The sequence below is a fragment of the Novosphingobium resinovorum genome (assembly GCF_027922145.1).
GTDB lineage: Bacteria > Pseudomonadota > Alphaproteobacteria > Sphingomonadales > Sphingomonadaceae > Novosphingobium > Novosphingobium resinovorum.
On the sequence record NZ_BSFC01000039.1, the window covers coordinates 1 to 19,052 of the forward strand.

At 64.7% G+C, this 19,052-nt stretch carries 17 protein-coding genes; 7 read left to right on the forward strand and 10 right to left on the reverse strand.

Annotation, left to right across the window (positions count from 1 at the left end; all coding sequences use genetic code 11):
- Nucleotides 1–56: 56 nt before the first annotated feature.
- A complete protein-coding gene (locus tag PKE80_RS21055; RefSeq protein WP_271184209.1) occupies nt 57–707 on the reverse strand; it encodes a S24 family peptidase in 651 nt (216 codons plus the stop codon).
- 101 nt (nt 708–808) lie between these two features.
- Here PKE80_RS21055 and PKE80_RS21060 point away from each other — a divergent pair, with 101 nt between their 5' ends.
- Entirely contained in the window at nt 809–1,009 is a 201-nt protein-coding gene (locus PKE80_RS21060) for a hypothetical protein (RefSeq protein ID WP_271184290.1), read from the forward strand.
- Entirely contained in the window at nt 999–1,367 is a 369-nt protein-coding gene (locus PKE80_RS21065) for a hypothetical protein (RefSeq protein WP_271184210.1), read from the forward strand. Before PKE80_RS21060 ends, PKE80_RS21065 begins: the two co-directional genes overlap by 11 nt.
- A gap of 223 nt (nt 1,368–1,590) precedes the next feature.
- Here the strand turns inward: PKE80_RS21065 and PKE80_RS21070 are convergent, their stop codons facing one another.
- The 8 genes from PKE80_RS21070 to PKE80_RS21105 form a co-directional block, all read right to left on the reverse strand.
- Nucleotides 1,591–3,264 (reverse strand): acetolactate synthase large subunit, encoded by a 1,674-nt coding sequence (locus PKE80_RS21070; RefSeq protein WP_271184211.1) that lies wholly within the window; start codon nt 3,262–3,264, stop codon nt 1,591–1,593.
- A 140-nt stretch (nt 3,265–3,404) separates the two neighbouring features.
- Nucleotides 3,405–4,343 (reverse strand): D-2-hydroxyacid dehydrogenase, encoded by a 939-nt coding sequence (locus PKE80_RS21075; protein WP_271184212.1) that lies wholly within the window; start codon nt 4,341–4,343, stop codon nt 3,405–3,407.
- Between the two features lie 105 nt (nt 4,344–4,448).
- A complete protein-coding gene (gene cysS, locus PKE80_RS21080) occupies nt 4,449–5,912 on the reverse strand; it encodes a cysteine--tRNA ligase (RefSeq protein ID WP_271184213.1) in 1,464 nt (487 codons plus the stop codon).
- A 68-nt stretch (nt 5,913–5,980) separates the two neighbouring features.
- Nucleotides 5,981–6,541: a hypothetical protein gene (locus PKE80_RS21085; protein WP_271184214.1), complete on the reverse strand. Its 561-nt coding sequence runs from the start codon at nt 6,539–6,541 to the stop codon at nt 5,981–5,983.
- A gap of 11 nt (nt 6,542–6,552) precedes the next feature.
- The gene (locus PKE80_RS21090) at nt 6,553–6,990 is read right to left on the reverse strand and encodes a hypothetical protein (protein WP_271184215.1); all 438 of its coding nucleotides are present in this window, start codon (nt 6,988–6,990) and stop codon (nt 6,553–6,555) included.
- 92 nt (nt 6,991–7,082) lie between these two features.
- On the reverse strand, nt 7,083–8,897 hold the full coding sequence (cobT, locus tag PKE80_RS21095) for a cobaltochelatase subunit CobT (protein ID WP_271184216.1): 1,815 nt from the start codon (nt 8,895–8,897) through the stop codon (nt 7,083–7,085).
- A 214-nt stretch (nt 8,898–9,111) separates the two neighbouring features.
- Entirely contained in the window at nt 9,112–9,762 is a 651-nt protein-coding gene (fsa, locus tag PKE80_RS21100; protein ID WP_008830036.1) for a fructose-6-phosphate aldolase, read from the reverse strand.
- A gap of 235 nt (nt 9,763–9,997) precedes the next feature.
- Entirely contained in the window at nt 9,998–10,621 is a 624-nt protein-coding gene (locus PKE80_RS21105; RefSeq protein ID WP_211150085.1) for a DUF4197 domain-containing protein, read from the reverse strand.
- 122 nt (nt 10,622–10,743) lie between these two features.
- On the opposite strand from PKE80_RS21105, the gene PKE80_RS21110 reads away from it, so the two are divergent.
- Entirely contained in the window at nt 10,744–12,909 is a 2,166-nt protein-coding gene (locus PKE80_RS21110) for a primosomal protein N' (RefSeq protein WP_271184217.1), read from the forward strand.
- On the opposite strand, the gene PKE80_RS21115 is transcribed toward PKE80_RS21110, so the two are convergent.
- On the reverse strand, nt 12,894–13,796 hold the full coding sequence (locus PKE80_RS21115) for a CPBP family intramembrane glutamic endopeptidase (protein ID WP_271184218.1): 903 nt from the start codon (nt 13,794–13,796) through the stop codon (nt 12,894–12,896). The genes PKE80_RS21110 and PKE80_RS21115 overlap by 16 nt on opposite strands.
- 672 nt (nt 13,797–14,468) lie before the next feature.
- Between PKE80_RS21115 and PKE80_RS21120 the strand changes: the two genes are divergently transcribed.
- The 4 genes from PKE80_RS21120 to atpD all read left to right on the forward strand — a co-directional run bounded on the left by PKE80_RS21120 (nt 14,469) and on the right by atpD (nt 19,051).
- Nucleotides 14,469–15,023, forward strand: coding sequence for a F0F1 ATP synthase subunit delta (locus PKE80_RS21120; RefSeq protein WP_008830032.1), 555 nt, complete (start codon nt 14,469–14,471; stop codon nt 15,021–15,023).
- Between the two features lie 13 nt (nt 15,024–15,036).
- Nucleotides 15,037–16,566 (forward strand): F0F1 ATP synthase subunit alpha, encoded by a 1,530-nt coding sequence (gene atpA, locus PKE80_RS21125; RefSeq protein WP_271184219.1) that lies wholly within the window; start codon nt 15,037–15,039, stop codon nt 16,564–16,566.
- A gap of 127 nt (nt 16,567–16,693) precedes the next feature.
- Entirely contained in the window at nt 16,694–17,569 is an 876-nt protein-coding gene (locus tag PKE80_RS21130) for a F0F1 ATP synthase subunit gamma (protein ID WP_271184220.1), read from the forward strand.
- 24 nt (nt 17,570–17,593) lie between these two features.
- A complete protein-coding gene (gene atpD, locus PKE80_RS21135) occupies nt 17,594–19,051 on the forward strand; it encodes a F0F1 ATP synthase subunit beta (protein WP_211150043.1) in 1,458 nt (485 codons plus the stop codon).
- Nucleotide 19,052: the final 1 nt, after the last annotated feature.

Here is a 19,052-nt window from a genome sequence, read left to right on the forward strand (position 1 = left end):
CACTAGTGGGAGGTCGGGTGGGGGCGTGGGCCGGTGCCGCTTCAACAGAACAAACTCTAGATGCGCCCACCCTTCCAGACCACCCTGCCGATCACCTCGACGTCGCGGGTGCCGCATTCGACCGGAGGATAGGCAGGGTTGTCGCTGATCAGTACGACCAGCCCCGGCCGCGAGACGTCGATGCGCTTCACCAGCAGGCTGTCCCCCAGCCGAACGACATGAATACCGTCGCGCAAGGCACGCAAGGTCCGGTCGACGAGGATTTCATCGCCGTCACGCAGCGTCGGCTCCATCGAATCGCCGCTCACCACGATGGTGGAGAGGTTTTCCGGCTGTAGCCCCATCGACCGCAGCCAGCGCCCGGAGAAGCGGATGGTGTCCACCACCTGCTCTCCTTCGGCCGTCGCCCCCGGCCCCGCCGAAGCACCCACCGCCAAGCGCGGAACATCGATCCAGCTGCGTCTGCGTGATTGCTCCGGAACGGCATAGGAAATTTCCTTCGATTGGCCCAGTTCCGCCTCATCCACACCGAAGAACCGCGCGAGCATCCCGCGATCGTGCTCCTCCAGCTTGCGCGGACTACCCTTGCGGATGAATTGCTGAAGATAGGCGGGGTTTTTGCCCAGCATGGCCGAGAGTTTGGACAAACTCACGCGCCGCTTCTCGGCCAGTTCCAGCAGGCGCAGACGGGTCGGGTCGCTTACCATTTTGTAATCCGTATCCGTAGGAAATTTCCTAGACATGTAGGATTTAGAACGGAACAAAATGGAAACATCAAGCGAATTCCTACATGAAAGGACCAGACCGGATGCTCCTGCGCGAGATCGAGCGCTTCCTACGCCAGACCGACATGCCGTGGACCAAATTCGGCCGCCTCGCCGCGCAGGACCCGCGCTTCGTGGCGGATCTGCGCAACGGCCGGGTGCCGCGCGGTGACACCGCCGCGCGAGTCGAGCGATTCATGCAGACCTACCTTACCGGCGCCGGGGAGAACCGCCATGCAGTCTGAACTCACGCGGGAAATGCGCCGTGCTTTCGTGCCCGCCAAGGCCCCGACACGCGGTCCTTGGCTGCGGCTGCTGTCCGAGGTGCTCGGCCTCGCCGGTTCCGAAGCCGACTTGCTGAGCCATGCCGAGCGCGACTGGGCCAGCGCCACGTTCTCCGGCGCACGCCATACGATCGTGCTGGCCTTCGAAGGCGCGGAAGCGGTGACCAAGGGAGAGGCATTCATCGCTGCCCTGCCCGACCACGAATTCACCATCCCGCGCCATCTCGTGGCCGATGCAGCGGTAACGTCGGTCGAGCACAGGCAGGACCTGCCGCGCATGACCGTGCACATCGAAGTACTGGTGCTGGTGGATTACTGAGGCATCGCCGCCAGAGCGCTGTTTAAACCTTCCTCGTCATCCCCGCGAAGGGGGGGATCCATCTCCTGACATTGCCTGTTGAAAGATCATCAGTTGGGTTCCCGCCTTCGCGGGAATGACAGCGATATGATTGAAGGTACCTTGCACGAATACCCGAAACGAAGACCCCAGGACAGCCTGATGCTACCCTGGGGCGTCGTTTCATTCGCGATGGCGAAAGGCCTTACAGAGCCCGCGAGAGTTCCTTGATCTCGGTATTCAGGATGCGATCGTTCTCGGAATAATCGACCGGGCAGTCGATCAGGTGCACGCCGGGCGTATTACGGCAGTGCGCGAGCAGTTCCTTGAGGTGCGCGGCGCTCTCAACCCGGTAGCCGTTGGCGCCGTAGCTCTGCGCATACTGCACGAAGTCCGGGTTTCCATAGTTCAGCCCGAAGTCCGCGAAGCCCATGTTCGCCTGCTTCCAGCGGATCATGCCATAGGCATTGTCGTTCAGGATCAGCACCGTCAGGTTGAGACCGAGGCGCACCGCCGTCTCCATCTCCTGGCTGTTCATCATGAACCCGCCGTCGCCGCAGACCGCGAAGACCTTGCGCTCGGGATAGACCATCGCGCTCGCCATCGCCGAGGGCAGCCCTGCCCCCATCGTCGCCAGCGCGTTGTCGAGCAGCACCGTGTTGGGCTTCATCGCGCAATAGCCGCGCGCGAACCACAGCTTGTAGACGCCGTTGTCGAGGCAGACGATCGCATCGTCGGGCAGCGCGTCGCGCACCTGCTGCACGGCATGGGGCGGGAAGATCGGGAAGCGCTCGTCCGCCGCCAGCTTCGCGGTGTGCTCGACCTCGGCGGCGCGGAAGCGCAGCATCGAATCGAAGTTCCACTTGGGCGAAGGCGTGATCGCCTCCTTGATCTGCCACATGGCGTTGGCGATGTCGCCGATCACCTCGATGTGCGGGAAGTAGACCGGATCCACCTCGGCCGTTTTGGTCGAGATGTGGATCACCGTGCGGTCATCGCGAGTGCCGTCGTTGTGCATGAAGAACGGCGGCTTCTCGATCACGTCGTGGCCGATGTTGACGATGCAGTCGGCGTCCTCGATCGCGCGGTGCACGAAATCGCCCGAGGACAGCGCAGCGCAGCCCAGGAACTTGGGATGGCGCTCGTCGATCACGCCCTTGCCGAGTTGGGTGGTGAGGAACGGAATGCCGGTCTTCTCGACGAACTCGCTCAACATCTTGCTGGTCATCTTGCGGTTCGCGCCTGCGCCGATCACGAGAACGGGACGCTTCGCCGTCTGCAGGGCATCGACGGCCTGGACGATCGATTTCACGTCCGCCGTCGGGCGCCGCACGATCGAGCGCGGAACGGGGCGCGAATCGGTGTGCTCGTCGGCAATATCCTCGGGAAGCTCGATATGCGTCGCACCCGGCTTCTCTTCCTCGGCGATGCGGAACGCCTCGCGCACGCGGCTCGGAATGTTGTCCGAGGATGCCATCTGGTGCGCATACTTGGTGATCGGCTGCATCATCGAGACGACATCGAGGATCTGGAAGCGGCCCTGCTTCGACTTCTTGATCGGCTTCTGGCCGGTGATCATCAGCATCGGCATGCCGCCGAGCGTCGCATAAGCGGCAGCGGTGACGAAATTCGTCGCGCCCGGCCCCAGCGTCGAGAGGCAGACACCAGCCTTGCCCGTGTGGCGCCCGTAAGTGGCGGCCATGAACCCCGCGCCCTGTTCGTGACGCGTCAGGATCAGCTTGATCTGCTTCGAACGCGACAGCGAATCCAGAAAATCGAGGTTTTCCTCGCCCGGCACGCCGAAGATATACTCGACACCTTCCTGCTCGAGACATTCGATGAACAGGTCCGACGCCTTGCGCTTGTCGCTCTCGGCCATGATCCAGCTTTCCCTCTTCCTGCCGCCGGTCCCTGATGCCCGGCCGTCTTGATCGAGGCTGATACGCGATTCTGTTCAGGACCGTCCCTGATGAATTAATCAGCCTCGCCGTAGAAAATATCAGGCGGGGGCAAGCAGAGCTAGTAACCCTGCGCGAGATCGACCTGATGCGCCAGCGGCTCTCCGCGTAAATAGCGCCCGAGGTTACCGAGAAACCGCGCCGAGCCGCGCGCGAACAATGCATCCTGCGCGCGGCCGGACAAGTGCATGGAGATATGCACGTTCTCGCGCGACCACAGCGGATGGTCCGAGGGCAGCGGCTCGGGCGTGGTCACGTCGAGGAACGCCCCACCCAGATGCCCCGAATCGATCGCGGCGAGCAGCGCGTCCTGGTCGATCACCGTACCGCGCGCGAAATTGAGCAGGACCGCGCCCGGCTTCATCGCCGCGAACTGCTCCGCGCCGAACATGCCGGTCGTCTGCGGCGTCGAGGGGACGATCAGGATCACCCAGTCGAACCGCCCGAGCGCGCCCTGCCATTCGTCCTGCCCGAGTTCGCCTTCACCCGGCGTGCGGCGCGCGGCGGTGACTTTGGCGCCGAATACACACAGCATCCCGGCGATCTTCGCGCCGATCTCGCCCGCGCCGATCACCAGCACTTCGCTGTCCAGCAACTCGCGCTTGCCCGGCGAATCGGGCAGCCATTCGTGGCGATCCTGCGCCCGCACGACCTCGCGCCAGCCCTTGGCCATCGTCAGCATGCCCATGAGCGCATATTCGGATACGCTCTGCGCATGGATTCCCGCGCCATTGGTCAGCGCGACGCCGCGCTCCCGGAAAAGGTCGAGCGGCAGCCAGTCCACGCCCGAGGACATGGCGCAATACCACTTGAGCCCGGTCATCAGGGGCAATGCCTCGCGGGCCTTGGGCGGTGCGATCATATCCAGCCATGCCACTTCGGCGCGAGGTGCCAGCGCCATGAGTTGGTCGGCATCCTCGAACCACAGCGGCTCGACGCCTTCGGGCAGCTTGCCCTCCAGCCATGGGCGCGAGTTGGCATTGATCAGCGCGGCGGTCATGGGGCACTCCTAATCCGGGCAACTACAATAGCTTGCCAGCCTCGGAGCATCCGCGCGGGAAGACAAGGGCGGGTTCGGCATTCGCCCTTACGTTCATGGCAACAATCAGGCCAGCTTCCATTCCCAGCCGAGCGGATCGCCGTCCATCGCCTCGACACCCTTGGCGACAAGTTCGTCACGCAGGGCGTCGGAAGTCGCGAAGTCCTTGTCGGCACGCGCCTGCTTGCGGGCAGCGAGAACGTCCTCGATCTCCGCCTCGGTAATTGCCGCCGTCTTGGGACGCAGGCGCAGATCGGCGCGCGCGGTGCCGAACAGGTCGAGCCCGAGCACCGCGTCCATTGCCTCGACCACGGCGCGCTTGGCGGCGGGATCGACCTTCTTCGCGGCCAACACCTCTTCCAGCGCGGTCAGCGCGATCGCGGTGTTGAGGTCTTCGCCGATCGCCTTCTCGAACGTTTCGAGCATCGGCGCGAGCTTGGGATGCGAGGGTTCACCGGCTTCCACGTCGGCAAGACGCTCGGCGACGATGATCATGCGCTTGAGACGCACCAGTGCGGCCGCAAGACCTTCCCAGCTGAATTCCAGTTCGCTGCGGTAATGCGCCTGCAGGCACATCATGCGGTAGCCGAGTGGGTGGTAGCCCTTGTCGATCAGCAATTGCAGCCGCAGGAATTCGCCCGAGGACTTGCTCATCTTGCCTGAGCGCTCGACAAGAAAATTGTTGTGCATCCACACCTTGGCGCCCGAATTTGCGGGCACGTCGAGGCCGCAGGAGTCTCCGGGGTTGCAGCAGAACGCCTGGTTCTGGGCGATCTCGTTGGGGTGATGGATCTCGCGGTGGTCGATGCCGCCGGTGTGGATGTCGAACGGAAAGCCGAGCAGATCGCCGCTCATCACCGAGCATTCGAGATGCCAGCCCGGCGCGCCTTTGCCCCAGGGCGAATCCCACTCCATCTGCCGCTTCTCGCCCTCGGGCGTCTTGCGCCAGATCGCGAAGTCGGCGGCGTTGCGCTTGCCGTCCACGGCCTCGATGCGCCCCTCGCCCTCCTCGGTGACGGCGCGCGCGAGGCGGCCGTAATCGGCGACGGTGGAGACGTCGAAGTAGAGACCGCTTTCCAATTCATAACAATGGATTGGCGCGATCTTCTCGGCGAATTCGATCATCTGCGGAACGTAGTCGGTGGCGATCGACCACTTCGCAGGCTGGCGGATGCCCAGCGCCTTGATGTCGGCCCAATAGGCCTGCGTGTAATGCTCTGCGATGTCCCAGATGGATTGGGACTGCGTGCGCGCCATCTTCTCCATCTTGTCCTCGCCCGCATCGGCATCGTCGGTCAGGTGGCCGACGTCGGTGATGTTGATGACGTGGGTGAGCTTGTAACCCTTGTGGCTCAACGTCCGGCCCAGAATGTCCGCGAAGACGTAGGCGCGCATGTTGCCGATGTGTGGGTAGTTGTAGACCGTCGGCCCGCAGGTATAGACGCGCGCCTCGCCCGGGTGGACGGGCTCGAACATTTCGAGCTTGCGGGTCAGGCTGTTGAACAGCGTCAGTTGGGATGCGTCGGTCATGCCTTGCCGAATAGGCGGAGGCGCGCGGCAGTCAAGCGGGAGGCGCAGGACGCCTCCCGCTTGACAGATTACTTGACAGTGGCCTGAACAGTCGTCGCCGCGACAGGTACGGAGGCCGGTGCCGCAGGGGCCGCGTTCATCGACTGGCGTAGAAACACCGCCTGGTCGAGCTTTTCGAAGGCGTCTTTGTAGACTGCCACATCAAGGATCGGTTCTTCGTCCTGCGGCTGCGAGGAATAAATCGTCGATTTCATCTTGGCCATGACGAAATTCAAGCGAATGCGCGTGATAGCGGGGCCAATCTTCTCGATATAGGCACTGACGAAAGGCGTTTTCTTCGACTTTCCGAACCCGGTCAGGAGATTGTAGGTCAGCTTGCCCTTCGACGACCCAAGACCGGTGATAAGACCTGTATCCAGATCAGCCGCCTGAATACGATAACCGGCATCCTGCAGCACGCTCATCACCGAGCTGAATACAATCGACTTGTCGGCCTCGACATCGTGGCTCTGGATCTGCTGCAGCTCCAGTCCCGACAGTTCGGGAGCCTTGTCTTTTGCGATGGCGGGAACGGCGCAAGCGATCGCAGTTGCAGCGACGAGCGCTGCGACAGACTTCGTGATATTCATGATGTGAAGCCTCAGAAAGAGCTGGAACGGCTGCGGAAATCGGAAACGATCTTCGCCCGGTCGAATTTGATGATGAGCGTCATGGTGCGCTGCGACGTTTCTGAGGACGACTTCTTCTTGCCGAAGCCGAGACCGCCGAGACCAGCAACGCCGTCACCGCCGGCACCAAGACCCAGGCCGATCGAGAAGCCGCCGGACTTGTTGCTGGTCACGGTAGCGTGCCGGTCATAGACCCACATCTCGTTCCCCTGACCATCGACAGTCGTGATGTTGGGCGCCCCGAAAGTCTCAAGCACTTCGCCCTGCGAGGTCTTTCCCACCTCCAGGGTCATCTGCACCATGCCCTGCGTCAGGGTATTGCCAGACTGCGCGCCTGCTTGCGCGAATGCCGTCGGCGCCACGCCAACCGCAAAGGCCAGCCCAAGGCCAACCGCCAAAAACTTTTTCATCTAACCCCCGTTTCTTCCTGCCCCAGGAAGAGGATCGAGAATTAGTTCAAGTTAAACTTCCGGGCAATCGCAATCTGGCGATTAAAAATCGTTCACTCCTCCTCGAACAACCCCGCCAACTGCTCGATCATCGTCCCGCCGAGCTGTTCCGCGTCCATGATCGTCACGGCGCGGCGGTAGTAGCGGGTCACGTCGTGGCCGATGCCGATCGCCACCAGCTGGACCGGGGACTTACTCTCGATCCATTCGATCACGCGGCGCAGGTGCGCTTCCAGATAGCCCGCCGAGTTCACCGAGAGGGTCGAATCGTCCACCGGCGCGCCGTCGGAGATGACCATCAGGATGCGGCGGTCCTCCTGACGCGCCAGCATGCGGTTGTGCGCCCAGAGCAGCGCCTCGCCGTCGATGTTCTCCTTGAGCAGCCCCTCGCGCATCATCAGGCCGAGGTTCTTCTTGGCGCGGCGCCAGGGTTCGTCCGCCTTCTTGTAGACGATGTGGCGCAGGTCGTTGAGGCGGCCGGGGTGCGCGGGCTTGCCGTTCGCCAGCCAGCTTTCGCGGCTCTGGCCGCCCTTCCACGCGCGGGTGGTGAAGCCGAGGATCTCCACCTTCACGCCGCAGCGCTCCAGCGTGCGCGCCAGCACATCCGCGCTGATCGCCGCGATCGAGATCGGGCGGCCGCGCATCGAGCCGGAATTGTCGAGCAGCAGGGTGACGACGGTGTCCTTGAACTCCACGTCGCGCTCGATCTTGTAGGACAGCGACTGCCCCGGCGAGACGACCACGCGCGCCAGACGCGCGGCATCGAGCAGGCCCTCTTCCTGGTCGAAGTCCCACGAGCGGTTCTGCTGCGCCATCAGGCGGCGCTGCAGGCGGTTGGCAAGCCGCGTCACCACACCCTGCAGGCCCTTGAGCTGCGCATCCAGATAAGCGCGCAGGCGGGTCAGTTCTTCTTCGTCGCAAAGGTCCGAAGCGCCGACGACTTCGTCGAAGGCCTCGGTGAAGACTTTGTAATCGAAGCTGTCCGGGATGTCCGTCCATGGACGGTTCGGGCGAACGGGGAGCATGCCCTCCTCGCCTTCCTGGCCTTCTTCGCCCTCCTCCATGTCGTCGGAGGTTTCGCCTTCGGCCTCGCTCTCGCCTTCGTCGTCGCCCTGCGAAGGTTCGGCGGCCATTTCGGCGGGGTTCTGGTCCTGGCCCTCTTCGCCGCCTTCCTCCTGCTCCTCGGTCTCTTCCTCGCCGTCCATGTCCTCCATGTCGGTAGGTTCCTGCGGCACTTCCTCCGCGCGGGTGAGTTCGAGGTGCTGCAGCATGTCGAGCGACAGGCTCTGGAACGCCTTCTGGTCGTGCAGCGAATTCGCCAGGGCATCGAAGTCGGTGCCCGCCTTGCGCTCGATCCACTTGCGGACCATTTCGACGCCGGGGCGGGCGATCTCGGGGATTTCCTGACCGGTCAGGCGCTCGCGCAGCAGCAAGGCCAACGCGGCGGGGACCGGCACGGCGTCGGGCGTGTCAGCGCGGCTGATCGGGTCGGAGATGATGCGCGTCAGCAGCGCGGCGTCCAGATTGTCGCGCATGCCGTCGTAGGCATTGGCGCCCAGCGCCTCGTAGCGCACCGTCTCCACCGCATCGAACGCGGCGCGCGCGGTCGGCTCGGCGGGGGCATTGCGCATGTGCAGCTTGTCGTCGTGGTGGCGCAGCTTGAGCGCGAAGCTGTCGGCGAAGCCGCGCGCCTGCATCGCGGCGGCGCGCGGCAGGCTGCGGCCGGGCATCGGCACGCGGAAGGTGTTGCCTGTGGAACTGGGCGCATCGGCGGTCCAGTTCACTTCGACCTCCGCCTCCTGCGCGATGGCGCGCGAGGCTCCGGTGAGGACGGACTTGAAGCGATCGGTTGGGGATTCGTCGGACATTGCCCGAGGTGCCTAGCGCATTGGCGCGGCTGGCTCAAATGGGCGATGTGAGAGGGGGTGGTTTGGGGCGTGAGGCTGAAGCCCACCCCTGCCCCCTCCCGCAAGCGGGAGGGGAATGAGAGCACTGCGTCTTGCCCTCCCGCATGCGGGAGGGCCGGGAGGCTTGGCCCGCAAGGCCTAGCCGGACGGGGTGGGCAGACCCCGCCCCGTCAGATCAGATCGACTGCCCGGTCTTCGCCCAGTCGGCGAGGAAGCCTTCGATGCCCTTTTCGGTCAGGACGTGCTTGAACAGGCCCTTGATGACCGACGGCGGCGCGGTCATCACGTCGGCGCCGATGCGCGCGGCTTCCAGAACGTGAACGCCGTGGCGCACCGAGGCGACGAGGATCTCGGTCGCGAAGTTGTAGTTGTCGTAGATCAGGCGGATGTCGCTGATGAGCGCCATGCCGTCGAAGCCGTTGTCATCGTGACGGCCGACGAAGGGCGACACGAAGGTCGCGCCGGCCTTGGCGGCGAGCAGCGCCTGGTTGGCCGAGAAGCACAGCGTCACGTTGACCATGGTGCCTTCGCCGGTCAGCGCCTTGCAGGTCTTGAGGCCGTCGATGGTGAGCGGCACCTTGATGCAGACGTTGTCGGCGATCTTGCGCAGGATTTCGGCCTCGCGCATCATGCCCGCGTGGTCGAGCGCGACGACTTCGGCGCTGACGGGGCCGGTGGTCAGCTTGCAGATCTCGGCGGTGACTTCCATGAAATCACGGCCCGACTTGGCGATCAGCGACGGGTTGGTGGTCACGCCGTCGAGCAGGCCGGTGTCGGCCAGTTCCTTGATGTCGGCGATTTCGGCGGTGTCGGCGAAGAACTTCATGGCGTGCGTATCCCTGCGGCGCCGCGACGGGGGCGGCGATTCTGGGCGCCCCTATAGGCAATGCCGCGCCGGGGTGCCACCCGTGTTGGCATGCGCGCACACCCCCGTCATCCCAGCGAAAGCTGGGACCGCTGGCCTGTTACGGCCAACGCGCGTTCGAACTCAGCCCCGCCGAGGGTTGGGCTTGGCTCGGCCAGCGGTCCCAGCTTTCGCTGGGATGACGGGGCTTTATCGATTAAATGCCCTTAGCCAGCTTCAACGCCGCGATCAGCGCGCCGTCATTGGTGCTTTCGGGATGCGCGCGGATATCCGCTTCCTGCGCGCCGATCTCGTACCAGATCGCATTGTCCGCCTCGAGCGCCAGGGCATGCGCCGCGTCCGCCATGTTCACGCCGGTCAGCGCATTGACGGCGGTATTGAGGATCGGGTCCTCGGCCATGCGCATCACCCGGTCGAGTTCCGGGATCATCGCATTGACGAGGCCGGAGCCCATCGACTGGCGCAGGAACGTCGTCGCCGAAGTATCCCCGCCCCGCAGCAGAGCCAGCGCGTCGGTCACCGTCAGCGAGCGGACCGCGTCGTAGACGATCGGTGCCGCGACGCGCGCGCCGTCCTCGGCGATGCGGTTCAGTTCGCGCTGGAGCTTTTCCTTGAACAGCGGCGAGCGGAATATTTTCTGCGCCACCGACCCCGGACGGCCGAACAGCACCGGCATGTTGATCCGGGCGACCTGGCTGTCCCAGAAACCGTCGGGCTGCGTCAGCCGCGCGAAGGCGCGCTGGCTGGAAAGCATCAGCAGGTTCTCGATGATATCGGTATAGCTGGGCCGCCCGATCGTGGTGCAGCCCGGTAGTGCCATGACGCCCGTAGCCAGAAATCCGGCCAAAACTGCCCGTCGTCCCACTGCCTGCATGCTCGATCCCCCATTCATCTGCGCGTACTCCTTCACGACCCCGTTTGCCCGCGCCTATATGAACGCAGATGCAACGTGTCCGACTCCTCGTCTTCAACGCCGCGCTGGGCGTCCTCGACTATCGCGTGCCGGAGGGAATGACGATCGAATTCGGATCGATCGTCGTCGCCCCCCTCGGTCCGCGACAGGTGTTGGGCATCGTCTGGGAACCAGAACGCCTAAATGCGCAGGAAGTGCCTGAAAGCAAACTGAGACCTTTGCTCGGCGTGATGCCCGCGCCGCCGCTGTCGGAGCGGTTGCGGCGACTGATCGAATGGACCGCCGATTACTACTGCGCCCCGCTGTCGTCGGTTGCGCGCATGGCGCTGGGCAGCATGTCGGCGCTGCGCGGCGGCGGCACGACCACCGAATACCGCCTGACCGGCGAGGAGCCCGCCCGCCTTACGCCCCAGCGCGCAGCAGCGCTCGATGCGCTGCAGGGGGAGCAAGGCTCGATCCGCGAGCTGGCGGAACTCGCCAGCGTATCGGAGGGCGTGCTGCGCGGCATGGTCGGCGCGGGACTGCTGGAGGCGGTGACGGTCGATCTCGACCGGCCCTATCCCCCTGCCCGCCCGGAATTCGCCGAGCCGAAGCTCAACGACATCCAGCAGCACGCCGCCGACATTTTCGTCGAGGCGGTGAAGGCAAAGAAGTTCGCCCCCTTTCTGCTCGACGGCGTCACCGGCTCGGGCAAGACCGAGTGCTACTTCGAGGCTGTCGCCGAAGCGATACGCATGGAGCGGCAAGTGCTGGTGCTGCTCCCCGAGATCGCGCTGACCGAAAATTTCCTGCGCCGCTTCGAGCATCGTTTTGGGGTGCCGCCGGTGCTGTGGCATTCGTCCTTGAAGTCCAGCGAAAGGCGCCGGGCGTGGCGTGCGGTATCGTTAGGTGCCGCTAAGGTCATCGTGGGTGCCCGCTCTGCGCTGTTCCTGCCTTACGCGAATCTGGGCCTGATCGTGGTCGACGAGGCGCACGAAATCTCGTTCAAGCAGGACGACGGGGTGCGCTACAACGCCCGTGACGTGGCCGTGATGCGCGCGAAATTCGAAGGAATTCCTATAGTTCTGGCCAGCGCCACCCCGGCGCTGGAATCGATGCAGCTGGCCGAAGCCGGGGTCTACCGCAAGATCGACCTGCCCTCGCGCTTCGGCGGCGCGACATTGCCCGCGATCAACATCCTCGACCTGCGCGAAGAGGCCCCCGAACGCGGCCGCTGGATCGCGCCAAGACTGGTGCAGGCGATGAAGGACCGGCTGGCCAAGGGCGAGCAATCGCTGCTGTTCCTCAACCGCCGGGGCTATGCGCCGCTGACCTTGTGCCGCAACTGCGGCTACCGCTTCCAGTGCCCCAACTGCACTGCATGGCTGGTAGAACACAGGTTTTCCAAGAGGTTAGCCTGCCACCACTGCGGCCACGAGACGCCCGTGCCGGAAGCCTGTCCCGATTGCGGCACCGGCGACTGCCTCGTCGCCTGCGGCCCCGGGGTGGAGCGCATCGCCGACGAAGTGGCGGAAATCCTGCCCGAAGCGCGCACCGCCCTCGTCACCTCGGACACCATGAACACCCCCGCCGCGATCGGCGAATTCGTCGCGATGGCGGAAAACAAGGCGATCGACGTCATCATCGGCACCCAGCTGGTGACCAAGGGCTACCACTTCCCCGACCTGACGCTGGTGGGCGTGGTAGACGCCGACCTCGGCCTCGAAGGCGGAGATTTGCGAGCCGGTGAAAGGACTTACCAGCAGATCGCCCAGGTCGCCGGCCGTGCGGGACGGGGCGAGAAGCCCGGCGAAGTCCTCATCCAGACCCGCCACCCCGAAGCCGCCGTCATCGCCGCCCTGGCCAACGGCGACCGCGACGCCTTCTATGCCGCCGAGACCGAAGCCCGCCGCGACGCTGGGGCGCCGCCCTTCGGGCGTTGGGCTGCGATCATCGTCAGTTCGGAGGACCAGGCCGAGGCACTATCCGCCGCCCGCGCGATCGGCGGGACAGCGCCGAACCTCCCCGACATGCTGGTGCTCGGCCCTGCCCCCGCTCCGCTCTCCCTGCTGCGTGGCCGCCATCGCTTCCGGCTGCTGATCAACGCGCGCCGCTCGGCGGAACTGCAGAAAACATTGCGCGAATGGCTCGATCCGCTCGAGTTTCCACGCGGGGTGCGCGTGAACATCGACATCGACCCCTACTCGTTCGTGTGACACCGCTTCCAGCGCGGCGGCATGAACTCCCCCTTGCGGTAGGCGTATCGCAGCAGGGCGACGCCCGCGATCGTCGCCACCACCAGCGCCACGCCCGAGGCTTCGAGCCCGAACGCCCCGCCGGTCAGGAGTTCAGGCCCGCTGAGGCGCGTCTCCACCAGCCCGCGCGGCGTCCCTCCCCCGGAAACGGGGATCGACCAGATCCACCCCTGAGTGAAGTTCCAGCCCATGTGCAGCCCGATCGGCGCCCATAGTCGCCGCGTTACAAGATAGGCCGCACCCAGCAGGATCCCCGCCTCGCAAGCGATGGCGAAGGCGGCAAACAAGCTGGCACCGGGATTCATGAGATGGGCGAATCCGAAGAATGCGGACGTCAGCGCCAGCGCCGCCCATGTTCCGAAAACTGCCTCGAGCTGGCGCTGGATGACGCCGCGGAACACGGCCTCCTCCACCATACCGCTATAGAATGCGATCCCGAACCAGACCCACAAGTCGCCCGTGCCTCGCAGCCCGACGATCGAAAGCCCTCCAAGCAGTGCGACCGCTCCGACGACAAGGCTGAACAGGATCACGCCGCCCAGCACACCCGCTGTCAGTTCTCCTCCGGCGCGCCCGGGCCGGACGCCATTGCGCGGCTCCCGCACGATCCAGCGCAGGAAGGCATGATAAGCCAGCAGTCCGCAAATCCCGACCAGCAAGCCCGAGAGCGCCCGCAGCGGCGAGGAACGATCGATATGAAGCGCGTTGATGACGAAGCCCGGCAGGATCGCGCCAAGAGCCACCAGAACCACGCCGATCGGCAGAAGCACCAGTGGATGCGCAAGAAAGCGGCGAAACGGCTCCCATTTGCCACGTTCCTGCCCTGCTTCATCGATAGCGTTTGTCATACCGCCCCCCCGCTCCTGCCCCGGGGCTTGAAGCGGAAGTTTCGATGACTGTCGAGCGGAAGCCGGAAGTCGGTGCCCTTTTGCTCGCCAGCAATCGGGGCCTCCCATTTCATCCGCGCCGCCCGTGAACCGGATAGCATGAAAAATGTCCTCCCTGCGACGACGAGCGACATTCCGCCAAACGGGTCCGCATTCCCCAATGCCGTCCAAGACGACATATCGCATAGGCGGTTCGCCGCGAAAGGGCCGCATCTCAGTTCGAGCCATCGCATAATGGTCGGCATCGCTGCTCCGTCGGCATCGTCCAGAGTAACGCTGCAAAGAAGCACCGATCCGCATCGACGGCCATGCACCGAGGCGTCCGTTCACCCAAGTTCTCTGGCCGTCAGCCGTAATACAACTGGCGGCACGGCGCGGGCCAGACCCTCGATTCGATGGGTTGTCGGAATACTCCGCAGCGAATTCGTGCCCGACATTGCACGCCGCTTCGCCGGCAGGCTTCCTGCCGCTTGCTTTTAAACTGTTTACCTGTCCTTTGTCCCCAGGGCCAAAGGGGCACCTTGCGTTGTAACGGTATCGTCGCTATGCGCGCCCCGTCAGCGGGCTGGGGGAGCACGCGCTGTTGTTGCGTCCCCGACCCGAACCCACCTGCGATGTAAGGATAGGACAGGCGTGGAGAATTCCGGAGGCATCAAGGCCAGCTTGCAGGGACGCTACGCTTCGGCGTTGTTCGATCTCGCGAGCGAGAACGGCTCGGTTTCGGCCGTTGAGAACGACCTCGACAACCTCGGCCAGGCCCTGCGCGAGAGCGACGAGCTTGCCGCGCTGATTCGCAATCCGCAAATCAGCCGCGATGCCGCCGCCAAGGCGATCGAAGCGGTCGCGGGCGTGCTCGGCACCTCGCCGCTCACCAAGAACTTCCTCGGCGTTCTGGCAGGCAATCGCCGCCTGTCGGCCCTGCCCGAGATCATCCGCGCCTTCGCCAGCATCGCCGCCGCCCAGCGCGGCGAAGCGACGGCCGAAGTCGCATCCGCCCACGCGCTTTCCGACGAGCAGGTCGAACAGCTTCGCCAGAAGCTGGAAGTGCGTGAGGGTCGCAAGGTCAAGATCAAGACCAGCGTCGATCCGGAACTGCTCGGCGGCCTCGTCGTCACCATCGGTTCCAAGCGCATCGACAGCTCGATCCGCACCCGTCTCAATTCGCTCGCCCAGGCCATGAAGGGCTAAGAAAGGCAGAACAATGGATATCCGCGCAGCAGAAATCTCGAAGGTCATCAAGGACCAGATCGCCAGCTTCGGCACCGAAGCCCAGGTTTCGGAAGTCGGTTCGGTTCTGTCGGTCGGTGACGGCATCGCCCGCATCCACGGCCTCGACAACTGCCAGGCCGGCGAGATGGTCGAATTCTCGAACGGCGTGCAGGGCATGGCCCTCAACCTCGAAGCCGACAACGTCGGCGTCGTGATCTTCGGCTCGGACGCCGAGATCAAGGAAGGCGACAGCGTCAAGCGCACCGGCACCATCGTCGACGTTCCCGTCGGCAAGGGCCTGCTCGGCCGCGTGGTCGATGCGCTCGGCAACCCGATCGACGGCAAGGGCCCGATCGTTGCCGACAAGCGCGCCCGCGTCGAATCGAAGGCTCCGGGCATCATCCCGCGCAAGTCGGTGCACGAACCCGTGCAGACCGGCCTCAAGGCGATCGACGCTCTCGTTCCCGTCGGCCGTGGCCAGCGCGAGCTGATCATCGGTGACCGCCAGACCGGCAAGACCGCCGTAGCCATCGACACCTTCATCAACCAGAAGGAAGCGAACCAGGGCGACGACGAGGGCAAGAAGCTCTACTGCATCTACGTCGCAGTCGGCCAGAAGCGCTCGACCGTCGCGCAGATCGTGCGTCAGCTCGAAGAGAACGGCGCGATGGAATACTCCATCGTCGTCGCCGCGACCGCTTCGGAGCCGGCTCCGCTGCAGTACCTCGCGCCCTACACCGGCGCCGCGATGGGCGAATTCTTCCGCGACAACGGCATGCACGCCGTGATCGTGTACGACGACCTTTCCAAGCAGGCCGTCGCCTACCGCCAGATGTCGCTCCTTCTGCGCCGTCCGCCGGGCCGTGAAGCCTACCCCGGCGACGTGTTCTATCTCCACAGCCGCCTGCTGGAGCGCGCGGCCAAGCTCAACGACGAGAACGGTGCCGGCTCGCTGACCGCCCTTCCCGTCATCGAGACGCAGGCCGGCGACGTTTCGGCCTACATCCCGACCAACGTGATCTCGATCACCGACGGCCAGATCTTCCTTGAAACCGGCCTGTTCTACCAGGGCATCCGTCCGGCCATCAACGTGGGTCTGTCGGTGTCGCGCGTGGGCGGTTCGGCCCAGACCAAGGCGATGAAGAAGGTCGCCGGTTCGATCAAGCTGGAGCTGGCGCAGTACCGCGAAATGGCGGCGTTCGCCCAGTTCGGTTCGGACCTCGACGCCTCGACCCAGAAGCTGCTCAACCGCGGTGCGCGCCTGACCGAACTGCTCAAGCAGAAGCAGTTCTCGCCGCTCGCCTTCGAAGAGCAGACCGTGTCGATCTTCGCCGGCACCAACGGCTACCTCGACGCCCTGCCGGTCTCGAAGGTCACCGAGTACGAGGCCGAGATGCTCAGCTACATGCACTCGGAACATGCCGACGTGCTGGCGCTGATCCGCTCGACCAAGGACTTCGGCGACGAAGCCAAGAGCAAGACCAAGGCCGCGCTCGACGCCTTCGCCAAGCAGTTCGCTTAAGTTAAACCGTCATCCCGGCGAAAGCCGGGATCGCAGGCGGTCTTGAAGCAGCCTTCCTGAAAGGCCCCGCCTAAAGACCGCCACCGGTCCCGGATCAAGTCCGGGACGACGCAACGAGGAACAACGAGTGGCTTCGCTCAAGGAACTCAAAGGCCGCATCAACTCGGTCAAGTCGACCCAGAAGATCACCAAGGCCAAGCAGATGGTCGCCGCGGCCAAGCTGCGCAAGGCGCAGGCCGCCGCCGAAGACGCTCGCCCTTACGCGGCGCGTCTCGCCGAAGTGATGGGATCGCTGGCGTCGAAGATCACCGTCTCCGATAACAGCCCCAAGCTGCTCGCCGGAACCGGGAGCGACAAGGTGCACCTGCTCGTCGTCGCGAACTCGGACAAGGGCCTGTGCGGCGCGTTCAACTCGAACATCGTCAAGGCGGCCCTCGCCAAGGCGCGTGATCTGCAGGCGCAGGGCAAGACCGTGCTGTTCTACCTCGTGGGCCGCAAGGGCCGCGCGGTGATCCGCCGCGAACACCCGAACCAGATCGCCCACATGTTCGACACCTCGGACGTGCGTAACCCCGGTTACGACGAAGCCGAGCGCGTCGCCGACGAACTCGTCGCGATGTACGAGGCGGGCAAGTTCGACGTGGCGCACCTGTTCTACTCGAAGTTCCGTTCGGCGCTGCTGCAGGAACCGACCGACCAGCAGATCATCCCGGTCCCGGCCCCCAAGGCGGTTGCCCAGACTGCCGACGCCGTCACCGAATACGAGCCCGATGAGGAGGAAATCCTCGCCGCCCTGCTCCCGCGCTACCTGAAGACCCAGCTCTTCGGCGCGCTGCTGGAGAACGCCGCGTCCGAACAGGGTGCGTCGATGACGGCGATGGATAACGCCACGCGCAATGCGGGCGACCTCATCAAGAAGCTGACGATCGTCTACAACCGCACCCGTCAGGCTGCGATCACCACCGAACTCGTCGAAATCATCGCGGGCGCGGAAGCGCTCTAAGAACCGCAGGCTAAGGAAACCGAAATGGCCACTGCACCCGTGCTCAACCTCACCACTACCGGCAAGATCAGCCAGGTCATCGGCGCTGTCGTCGACGTGACCTTCGAAGGCGAGCTGCCCGCCATCCTCTCCGCGCTGGAGACCGAGAACAACGGCCAGAAGCTGGTTCTCGAAGTCGCCCAGCACCTCGGCGAGAACACCGTGCGCACCATCGCGATGGACGGCACCGACGGCCTGACCCGCGGTCAGGCAGTCGCCAACACCGGCAAGCAGATCTCGGTGCCGGTCGGCCCCAAGACCCTCGGCCGCATCATGAACGTCGTCGGCGACCCGATCGACGAGCGCGGCCCGATCGGCTCGGACATGTTCTCGCCGATCCACGCCGAGGCTCCCGCCTTCATCGACCAGTCGACCGAAGCCTCGATCCTGGTCACCGGCATCAAGGTCATCGACCTTCTCGCCCCTTACGCCAAGGGCGGCAAGATCGGCCTGTTCGGCGGCGCGGGCGTGGGCAAGACGGTTCTCATTCAGGAACTGATCAACAACATCGCCAAGGGCCACGGCGGCGTCTCGGTCTTCGCGGGCGTCGGTGAGCGTACCCGTGAGGGCAACGACCTCTACCACGAGTTCCTCGACGCCGGCGTCATCGCCAAGGACGCCGAAGGCAACGCCACCTCGGAAGGTTCCAAGGTCGCCCTCGTTTTCGGCCAGATGAACGAGCCCCCGGGCGCCCGCGCCCGCGTCGCCCTGTCGGGTCTGACCATGGCCGAATACTTCCGCGACCAGGAAGGCCAGGACGTCCTGTTCTTCGTCGACAACATCTTCCGCTTCACGCAGGCGGGCGCAGAAGTGTCGGCTCTCCTTGGCCGTATTCCTTCGGCCGTGGGCTACCAGCCGACCCTGTCGACCGACATGGGCGCGCTGCAGGAGCGCATCACCTCGACCACCAAGGGCTCGATCACCTCGGTTCAGGCGATCTACGTTCCCGCGGACGACCTTACCGACCCGGCGCCTGCTGCCTCGTTCGCGCACCTTGACGCGACGACCACGCTGAACCGCGCCATCTCGGAGCTGGGCATCTACCCGGCCGTCGACCCGCTCGACTCGACCTCGCGCGTTCTCGAACCGCGCATTGTCGGTGCCGAGCACTACCAGACCGCCCGCCGCGTTCAGGAAACCCTGCAGAAGTACAAGTCGCTGCAGGACATCATCGCCATTCTAGGCATGGACGAGCTGTCGGAAGAGGACAAGGTCACGGTCGCCCGCGCCCGCAAGATCCAGAAGTTCCTCTCGCAGCCGTTCCACGTTGCGGAAGTCTTCACCGGCATCTCGGGCAAGTTCGTCCAGCTGGAAGACACCGTGAAGTCGTTCAAGGCCGTCGTCGACGGTGAGTACGACCACCTGCCGGAAGCCGCGTTCTACATGGTCGGCGGCATCGACGAAGCGGTCGAGAAGGCCAAGAAGCTGGCGGCGGACGCCTGAT